5 protein-coding genes are annotated in these 8,884 nt (G+C 71.3%); 1 reads left to right on the plus strand and 4 read right to left on the minus strand.

What is annotated here, in order from left to right; genetic code table 11:
* Positions 1-606: 606 nt before the first annotated feature.
* The 4 genes from uvrC to rsgA all read right to left on the minus strand — a co-directional run bounded on the left by uvrC (position 607) and on the right by rsgA (position 7,709).
* Positions 607-2,649: an excinuclease ABC subunit UvrC gene (gene uvrC / locus AB0I89_RS33560; protein ID WP_357134867.1), complete on the minus strand. Its 2,043-nt coding sequence runs from the start codon at positions 2,647-2,649 to the stop codon at positions 607-609.
* A 158-nt stretch (positions 2,650-2,807) separates the two neighbouring features.
* Complete coding sequence (locus tag AB0I89_RS33565) at positions 2,808-3,290, minus strand: Rieske (2Fe-2S) protein (RefSeq protein WP_357134869.1); 483 nt, start codon at positions 3,288-3,290, stop codon at positions 2,808-2,810.
* A 153-nt stretch (positions 3,291-3,443) separates the two neighbouring features.
* On the minus strand, positions 3,444-6,389 hold the full coding sequence (uvrA, locus tag AB0I89_RS33570; RefSeq protein WP_357134871.1) for an excinuclease ABC subunit UvrA: 2,946 nt from the start codon (positions 6,387-6,389) through the stop codon (positions 3,444-3,446).
* A 249-nt stretch (positions 6,390-6,638) separates the two neighbouring features.
* Entirely contained in the window at positions 6,639-7,709 is a 1,071-nt protein-coding gene (gene rsgA, locus AB0I89_RS33575; protein ID WP_357134873.1) for a ribosome small subunit-dependent GTPase A, read from the minus strand.
* Between the two features lie 258 nt (positions 7,710-7,967).
* Here rsgA and AB0I89_RS33580 point away from each other — a divergent pair, with 258 nt between their 5' ends.
* Entirely contained in the window at positions 7,968-8,621 is a 654-nt protein-coding gene (locus tag AB0I89_RS33580) for an MBL fold metallo-hydrolase (RefSeq protein WP_357134874.1), read from the plus strand.
* The last annotated feature ends 263 nt before the right edge of the window (positions 8,622-8,884 follow it).

Here is an 8,884-nt window from a genome sequence, read left to right on the forward strand (position 1 = left end):
CCACCCAAACCCCAAAAAAACCGCGACCCCCCGCCGGTAAACCGCCGATGTTTGGGGTTTGTTGCTGCCTCAGCGGGTTCTGAGGCAGCAACATCCCCGAAAGTGCTGCCTACCGCTCGAAGCGACCGCCGCGCCGAAGTTCCGAGGCGGCGCATACGGGCAAGATCGTGCTCGATCCAGGAAAGAGGCCCCTCGCCGCGCGGCCGAGGCCACTACAACCAGGATCGAGCGCGATCATGGGCGTGTGGTGGCGGCGCGTCCCGCATCCAGGTGGGTGGACAGCAACTGCCCAGGGGTGACCACCGGGGCAGGCGTGCGGAGCAGCGCCCAGGGCCGGAACAGTGCCGGTTACGCCCGATGACACCAGAGCGGAGCCCTGGCGGGACGAGCCTGAATCGACGCTCATTTCGGGCAGGTCGCCCGTATGCCACGCGGGTAGGAGCATGCGCGCCCTGGGCAAGGTGGCGATCGCCTCGACTTCAGCCATATCGCGCTAGCCCAAGCCCGGTTGATAGCCCGATATCGGCGAAGTCGAGTCGATCATGGCAACGGGCGACCTTCGAGGCGGAGGCGACCGCCGATGCGGGGGCGATTTCTGCCGCTGGGTCAGCGGTCGAGGGCTTGCTTCGCGTCGGGAGTCGCCACCGCGTCGGGTGGGCCGGCCGCGTCGGCGGTCGCTTGAGCGCTGTCGTCGGTTCGAGTGCCCGGGTCGAGGGCGGCCAGGATCGCCTCGGCGGTACGACGACCGACCCCGGGTACCTCGGTGATCTCGTCGACGGTTGCCGTGGAGAGCCGCTTGAGCGAGCCGAAGTGGCGTAGCAGCGCCTTGCGGCGTACCTCGCCCAGGCCGGGGACATTGTCCAGCGCCGACTCGGTCATCCGCTTGGAGCGGCGCTGGCGGTGGAACGTGATGGCGAAGCGGTGCGCCTCGTCGCGGACGCGTTGCAGCAGGTAGAGGCCCTCGGAGGTGCGCGGCAGGATGACCGGGAACTCGTCGTCCGGGAGCCAGACCTCCTCCAGCCGCTTCGCGAGGCCGCAGAGCGCGACGTCGTCGATGCCCAGGTCGGCGAGGGCCTGCGCGGCGGCCGCGACCTGCGGGGCGCCGCCGTCGACGACCACCAGCTGCGGCGGGTACGCGAACTTTCGCGGCCGGCCGGTGGTCGGGTCGATCAGGACACCGACCTGCGGATCGACGGGGTCGACCGGGGTGGACGGGTCGTCGGCCGACTCCACACCCACCTCGCCCGTCTCGGCCCGCGCGTCGAGGTAGCGGGCAAAGCGGCGACGCAGCACCTCGGACATCGCGGACAGGTCGTCGGTGGCGCCCCGGACGATGAACCGCCGGTACTCGCTCTTGCGGGGCAACCCGTCCTCGAAGACCACCATGCTGGCCACCACATCGGTGCCCTGGATCTGGGAGATGTCGAAGCACTCGATGCGCAATGGCGAGGTGCGCATGCCCAGCGCCTCGCTGATCTCGTCGAGGGCCTTGCCGCGGGTGGTCAGGTCGCCGGAGCGTTTGAGCTTGTGCCGGGCCAGCGCGTCCTTGGCGTTGCGCTCGACCGTCTCCAGCAGGGTGCGCTTGTCGCCGCGCTGCGGCACGCGCAACGACACCCGGCTGCCGCGGTGGCTGGTGAGCCAGTCGGCGAGCGCGTCCGCGTCCGCCGGCAGCTCGGGCACCAGAAGCTCACGGGGTACGTCCGCCTCGCCGTGCTCGCCGCCGTACACCTGGGTGCAGAAGTGGTGCACCAGGTCGCCGGTGGTCAGGTCCTCGGTCTTCTCCACCACCCAGCCGCGCTGGCCGCGGACCCGGCCGTCGCGGACGTGGAAGACCTGCACGGCCGCCTCGAGCGGGTCGTCGGCGAACGCGACCACGTCGGCGTCGGTGCCGTCGCCGAGCACGACGGTCTGCTTCTCCATGGCCCGGCGCAGGGCGGCCACGTCGTCGCGCAGGCGGGCGGCCCGTTCGAACTCCAACGCCTCGCTGGCCTCGGTCATCTCGCGTTCGATCTTGCGGACCATGGTGTCGGTGCGGCCGGCCATGAAGTCGCAGAACCCGTCGACGATGGCACGGTGCTCGTCGGTCGAGACGGTGCCGACGCACGGGGCCGAGCATTTGCCGATGTAGCCCAGCAGGCAGGGGCGGCCGACCTGGCCGGCCCGCTTGAACACGCCGGCCGAGCAGGTCCGCGCGGGGAAGACCCGCAGCAGCAGGTCGAGGGTCTCGCGGATGGCCCAGGCGTGCGAGTACGGCCCGAAGTAGCGCACACCCTTGCGTTTCGCGCCGCGCATCACCTGGAGGCGCGGGTACTCCTCGTCGAGGGTGACGGCCAGATAGGGGTACGACTTGTCGTCGCGGTAACGGACGTTGAACCGGGGGTCGTACTGCTTGATCCAGGTGAACTCCTGCTGGAGCGCCTCGACCTCGGTGCCGACGGTGATCCAGTCCACCGACTCGGCGGTGGTGACCATCTGGCGGGTGCGCTCGTGCAGGTTCCAGACGTCGCCGAAGTAGGAGTTGAGCCGGCTGCGCAGGTTTTTCGCCTTGCCGACGTAGATCACCCGGCCGGTGCCGTCGCGGAAGCGGTAGACCCCCGGTGACTCCGGGATGGTGCCGGGTGCGGGACGGTAGGTCGAGGGGTCAGCCACACCGCCAAGCCTAGTCCGCACCCCCGACACCCCACCGCAGGCGCGTGATCCACCCCGGCTTCCCGGAAGCCGGGGTGTCGGAGAGCCGCAGACACCCCGACTTCCGGAAACGCGAGTTGATCAATGGCCGACCGGCGCGACCGGCGCGCCCAGGTGGGTCAGGCCAGCGAGATCTGGTCGCCGGTGACCTTGATGTCCTTCGGCGGCAGCGGCTTCTTCGCCGGACCGGCCTTCACCGAGCCGTCCTCGATCGAGAACTTGCTGCCGTGGCAGGTGCAGTTGATGGTGCCGCCATCGACGTTCGACACGGGGCAGTTCTGGTGCGTACAGATCGGGCTGAAGCCCTTGAACTGGCCGGCCGCGGGCTGGGTGATCACCACGCCCTCGGCGGCGAGGATCTTGCCGCCGCCGACCGGGATGTCGGCGGTGGTGGCCAGCGACTGGGCGTTCTGCCGGTTGCCGCCGCCGGCGTCCCCGGTGCTGGGCACGGCGGGGCCGCCACTGGTGGGTCCGTCGCTGCCGCTGCCGTCGTCACTGCCGCAGGCAGCCAGGACGACGGCCGCGCCGACCGCCCCGACGCCGGTGAGCAGGGTACGACGGGTCTGCGTACCCGGTCCGGTCAGCGCCTGATCGTCGCTCATGCCTCGCCTCTCTCTCGCCCAGTGCGCCGGTCCGAAAGCCGGCCACACTTCCTTCCACGCGCAACTGTGCCGGATAGTTCACCCCGGCATCCGGGCGACCCCGGCAAAAGGGGCGGGTCGTCAGCCGACCCGCCCCGAAGAGATGCGGGAAAGTCAGCGCGCGCCGGCCGGCACCTTGCGGGTCGCCCGCGTCTTGGTCGCGCCGTTGGCCTTGGCGGCCCGGGTGGTTGCCGCCGCCGCGCCCTTGGCCTCGCCGTCGAGCTTGAGCACCTGGCGCAGGAACTCGCCGGTGTGGCTCTCGGCGACCTCGGCGACCTCCTCCGGGGTGCCGGTGGCGAGCACGGTGCCGCCCCGGTGACCGCCCTCGGGGCCCATGTCGATGAGCCAGTCGGCCGTCTTGATCACGTCGAGGTTGTGCTCGATGGTGATCACGGTGTTGCCCTTGTCGACCAGGCCTTCGAGCACCATCAGCAGCTTGCGGATGTCCTCGAAGTGCAGACCGGTGGTCGGCTCGTCGAGCACGTAGACCGTGCGCCCGGTGGAGCGCTTCTGCAGCTCGGACGCGAGCTTGACCCGCTGCGCCTCACCGCCGGAGAGCGTCGGCGCGGGCTGCCCGAGGCGGACGTAGCCCAGGCCGACGTCGACGAGGGTCTTGAGGTGCCGGTGGATGGCGGGGATGGCGGAGAAGAACTCGGCGGCCTCCTCGATCGGCATCTCCAGCACGTCCGAGACGGTCTTGCCCTTGTAGTGCACCTCCAGGGTCTCCCGGTTGTACCGGGCGCCCTTGCAGACCTCGCAGGGGACGTACACGTCGGGCAGGAAGTTCATCTCGATCTTGATGGTGCCGTCGCCGGAGCACGCCTCGCAGCGGCCACCCTTGACGTTGAACGAGAACCGACCCGGCCCGTACCCCCGGACCTTGGCCTCGGTGGTCTCGGCGAAGAGCTTGCGGACGTGGTCCCAGACACCCGTGTAGGTGGCGGGGTTGGAGCGGGGCGTACGGCCGATCGGCGACTGGTCCACGCCGACGACCTTGTCGACGTGCTCCAGCCCGGAGACCCGGGTGTGCCGGCCGGGCACCAGGCGGGCGCCGTTGATCTGGTTGGCCAGCACCGCGTACAGGATGTCGTTGACCAGCGTCGACTTGCCCGAGCCGCTGACGCCGGTGACCGCGATGAGCTGGCCCAGCGGGAACGAGACGGTCAGGTTGCGCAGGTTGTGCTCCCGCGCGCCGTGCACCACCAGCTCACGGTCCTTGGTCTGCGGACGGCGGCCGGTCGGCGTCGGGATCGACCGCCGACCGGAGAGGTAAGCCCCGGTGATCGACTCCTTGTTCTTCAGCAGCGCCGGCACCGAGCCGCTGTGCACGATCTTGCCACCGTGCTCGCCCGCGCCGGGGCCGATGTCGACGATCCAGTCGGCGACCCGGATGGTGTCCTCGTCGTGCTCCACCACGATCAGCGTGTTGCCCAGCCCGCGCAGCCGGATCAGCGTCTCGATGAGCCGGTGGTTGTCCCGCTGGTGCAGCCCGATCGACGGCTCGTCGAGCACGTAGAGCACCCCGACCAGGCCCGAGCCGATCTGGGTGGCGAGCCGGATGCGCTGCGCCTCACCGCCGGAGAGCGTGCCGGCCGGCCGGTCGAGGGAGAGGTAGTCCAGGCCGACGTCGAGCAGGAACCGCAGCCGGGCGTTGATCTCCTTGAGGACGCGCTCGGCGATCAGCTTCTGCCGGTCGGTCAGCTCGACGCCGGCGAGCAGGTCGGCGCACTCCCCCACGGACAGGTTGCAGACCTCGGCGATGCTCTTGCCCGCCAGGGTGACGGCGAGCACCTCGGGCTTGAGCCGGGCGCCCCCGCAGGCCGCACACGGCACGTCCCGCATGTAGCCCTCGTACTTGTCGCGGGACCACTCGGACTCGGTGTCGGAGTGCCGGCGCTCGATCCACTGCACCACGCCCTCGAAGCCGGTGTAGTAGGAGCGCTCACGGCCGTACTTGTTGCGGTAGCGCACGTGCACCTGGTCGTCGGAGCCGTGCAGGATCGTCTTCTGCGCCCGTGCCGGCAACGCCCGCCACGGGGTGTCGATGTCGAAGTGCTGGGCCTCGCCGAGGGCCTCCAGCAGACGCAGGAAGTATTCCAGGTTGTGCCCGGTGGACCAGGGCTGGATGGCGCCCTCGCGCAGGCTGCGCTCCGGGTCGGGAACCAGCAGCTCCGGGTCGACCTCCTTCTTGGTGCCCAGGCCGGTGCACTCCGGGCAGGCGCCGTAGGGCGCGTTGAAGGAGAACACCCGGGGCTCGAGATCCTCGATAGCCAGCGGGTGGTCGTTGGGGCAGGCCAGGTGCTCCGAGTAGCGGCGCTCCCGCTCCGGGTCGTCCTCCGGCAGGTCGACGAAGTCGAGCAGCACCAGGCCGCTGGACAGCCCCAGCGCGGCCTCGACCGAGTCGGTCAGTCGCTGCTTGGCGCTCGGCTTGACGGTGAGCCGGTCGATCACCACCTCGATGGTGTGCTTCTCCTGCTTCTTGAGCTTGGGCGGCTCGGTCAGCGGGTGCACCACGCCGTCGACGCGGGCCCGGGCGTAACCCTTGGCCTGCAGCTCGGCGAAGAGGTCGACGTACTCGCCCTTGCGGCCCCGGATGACCGGGGCGAGCACCATGAACTTGGTGCCCTCGGCCATCGCGAGGACCCGGTCGACGATCTGCTGCGGGCTCTGCTTGGAGATCCGCTCGCCACAGACCGGGCAGTGCGGCTCGCCGATGCGGGCGAAGAGCAGCCGCAGGTAGTCGTAGACCTCGGTGATGGTGCCGACGGTGGAGCGCGGGTTGCGCGAGGTGGACTTCTGGTCGATCGAGACGGCCGGGCTCAGCCCCTCGATGAAGTCGACGTCGGGCTTGTCCATCTGACCGAGGAACTGCCGGGCGTACGACGACAGCGACTCCACGTAGCGCCGCTGCCCCTCGGCGAAGATCGTGTCGAAGGCCAGGCTCGACTTGCCCGACCCGGACAGCCCGGTGAACACGATGAGAGCGTCCCGGGGCAGGTCGAGACTGACGTCACGCAGGTTGTGCTCGCGCGCGCCACGGATGATGAGTCGGTCGGCCACGGTACGTGTACTCCCGGGTGAAGGTGAAGCGGAGGGTCTGTCCCGCTCTGTGCTGTTTCCGAGCGGTCGTAGCTGCTCATGAGCGGTCGGTACGGGCGCGGAAAACACGCCTCGGCAACTCTAGCCCCGAGGTACGACAGTTTCCCCCGCCCGCACATTCCCCCAGCTCAGCCCGGTCGGCCGCGCCGGCCGCGAGCCTTTGGCACCGGCCGTTGCCGCCGGGCACGTACCCCGACGGCAAAGCCCCGGTCAGTAACCCCCGGGCGACGGCGGGCGTGCCGCCCGGCGTCGCGCCGAGCGCCAGCCGCCGCGTCGCTCGGCGGCGAGGCGGGCGGCACGCCGCCCGCTCTCGTGCGCCACCTCGCCCTGCAGCCGCCGCCAGCTCTCCCAACGGCGGGCGGACAGCTCACCGGTCCGCAGCGCGTCCCGGACCGCGCAGGCCGGCTCGCCGTCGTGCCGGCAGTCGGCGTACCGGCAACCCTCGGCCAGCCCCGCGATGTCGGCGAACGCCCGGTCCAACCCGGCCACGCCGTCGAGGAGACCGACCGCGCGTACGCCAGGCGTGTCGATCACCGCGCCGCCGCCCGGGATGGGCACCAGGGCCCGCCAGGTGGTGGTGTGCCGGCCCTTGCCGTCAACCCGGCGGATCGCCTGGGTCGGCATCATCACCGCGCCGGCGAGCGCGTTGACCAGGCTCGACTTGCCCGCGCCGGACGGCCCGAGCAGCCCCAGCGTGCGACCCGGCGCGACCTCGGCGCGCAGCGGCGCCAGCCCGGTGCCGTGCTCGGCGCTGACCGGCAGCACCGGCACACCGGGTGCGACGGCGGCGAGTTGGCGGGCCAGCGCGGCCGGGTCGGCCGCGAGGTCGGACTTGGTCAGCACCACGAGCGGCCGGGCCCCGGACTCGTGGACCAGGGACAGCAGCCGCTCGATGCGGGCCACGTCCGGCTCCGGGTGCACCGGCTCCACCACGGCGGCCGTGTCGAGGTTCGCGGCCAGCACCTGGCCGCTGGCGTCCTTGCCGGCGGTACGGCGGATCAGCGCGGCTCGCCGGGGCAGCACGGCCCCCACCGTGATCCGGCGGTCCGGCCAGTGTGTGAGCAGTACCCAGTCTCCCGCGCAGGGCAGCGCGGAGGGGTCCTGGACGGCGGCGGCCAGCACGGACGGGCCGAGGCTGGCGCGGACCGGGCCGTCGACGGTGAGCACCGTGCAGACTCCCCGGTCCACCCGGGCCACCCGGCCCGGGTGGCGCTCGCCACGTCGGGCGGCGTACGACGCCCGGTCGGCGTCCCAGCCGAGGGCGGTCAGATCGATGGTCATAGCATCCTCATCGGTGTCGAGCTGGTGATGGCGGAACACGCGTGCCACGTCCGGCATGAACTCCACCTCCGTCCGACGTCCGAGTGCCGCTTGTGACGCCGACGGTAGGGCGCGACGCGCCGTGCCGAAAGCGATTTCCGCGACGACGGTGCGGCGCCCGCCCGCTAGGGTCGACGCGTGCGCACCGCCGCGCCGCCCGCGCGACGCCACCGCACAGCCGCCGAGCGCCTCCTCCACCGGAATGGATGTCGACACGTCATGACCTACAGCGGAGATGTCACCCACGGCGGCCCGCCGGCGGTCCGCGAGTTGTCCGGGCTCACGATCAGCAAGCTGTCGGTCGGCCCGATGGACAACAACGCCTACCTGCTGCGGTGCTCCGGCACCGGCGACCAGGTGTTGATCGACGCCGCCAACGAGGCGCCCCGGCTGCTGGAGCTGATCGGTGACGACGGCCTGACCGCCGTGGTCACCACCCACCAGCACATGGACCACTGGGTGGCGTTGGAGGAGGTGGTCGCCAAGACCGGCGCGCGGGCGCTGGTGCACGCCGACGACGCGTCCGGGCTGCCGATCGAGGCGGAACACCTGGCCGAGGGCGACACCGTCGCGGTGGGTGACTGCGCGCTGGAGGTCATCCACATCAAGGGGCACACGCCCGGGTCGATTGCGCTGCTCTACCGCGATCCGGCCGGCACCGCCCACCTGTTCACCGGCGACAGTCTCTTTCCCGGCGGTGTGGGCAACACGGACAAGGACCCGCAGCGCTTCGCCGCGTTGATCGACGACGTCGAGCACAAGCTGTTCGGCCAACTGCCGGACGACACCTGGTTCTACCCGGGCCACGGCAAGGACAGCACCCTGGGCGCCGAACGCCCGGCCCTCCCCCAGTGGCGAACCCGAGGCTGGTAACCCACCCACCCGTCAGCCCCAGGGCGAAGCCACCGGCCCGCGCAACCCCCACCAGGCCACACCCAGAGGCACCCACCCGGGCCCGAGATGCCACCCACCCGGGCCCCCAACCCGGGCCACCAAACGCTGACCAAGAGCCACTGAAGGTCGAACAACCCGCCGGCAGACCGCGACCCGACCGGCGGACCAAGACCCCGGCGGGGGCGGGGGCCTGCCGTGCCCGGCGCAGGGATCAAGCCTGACCGCCCGGAGCCGGGCACGGC

Source organism: Micromonospora sp. NPDC049801 (genome assembly GCF_040656575.1).
Lineage (GTDB): Bacteria > Actinomycetota > Actinomycetes > Mycobacteriales > Micromonosporaceae > Micromonospora.

What these genes read in the sequence shown, in the direction of transcription:
- AB0I89_RS33565 (WP_357134869.1), bottom strand. Translation starts at nt 3,290, where the DNA reads ATGAGCGACGATCAGGCGCTGACCGGACCGGGTACGCAGACCCGTCGT.
- rsgA (WP_357134873.1), bottom strand. Translation starts at nt 7,709, where the DNA reads ATGACCATCGATCTGACCGCCCTCGGCTGGGACGCCGACCGGGCGTCG.
- AB0I89_RS33580 (WP_357134874.1), top strand. Translation starts at nt 7,968, where the DNA reads ATGACCTACAGCGGAGATGTCACCCACGGCGGCCCGCCGGCGGTCCGC.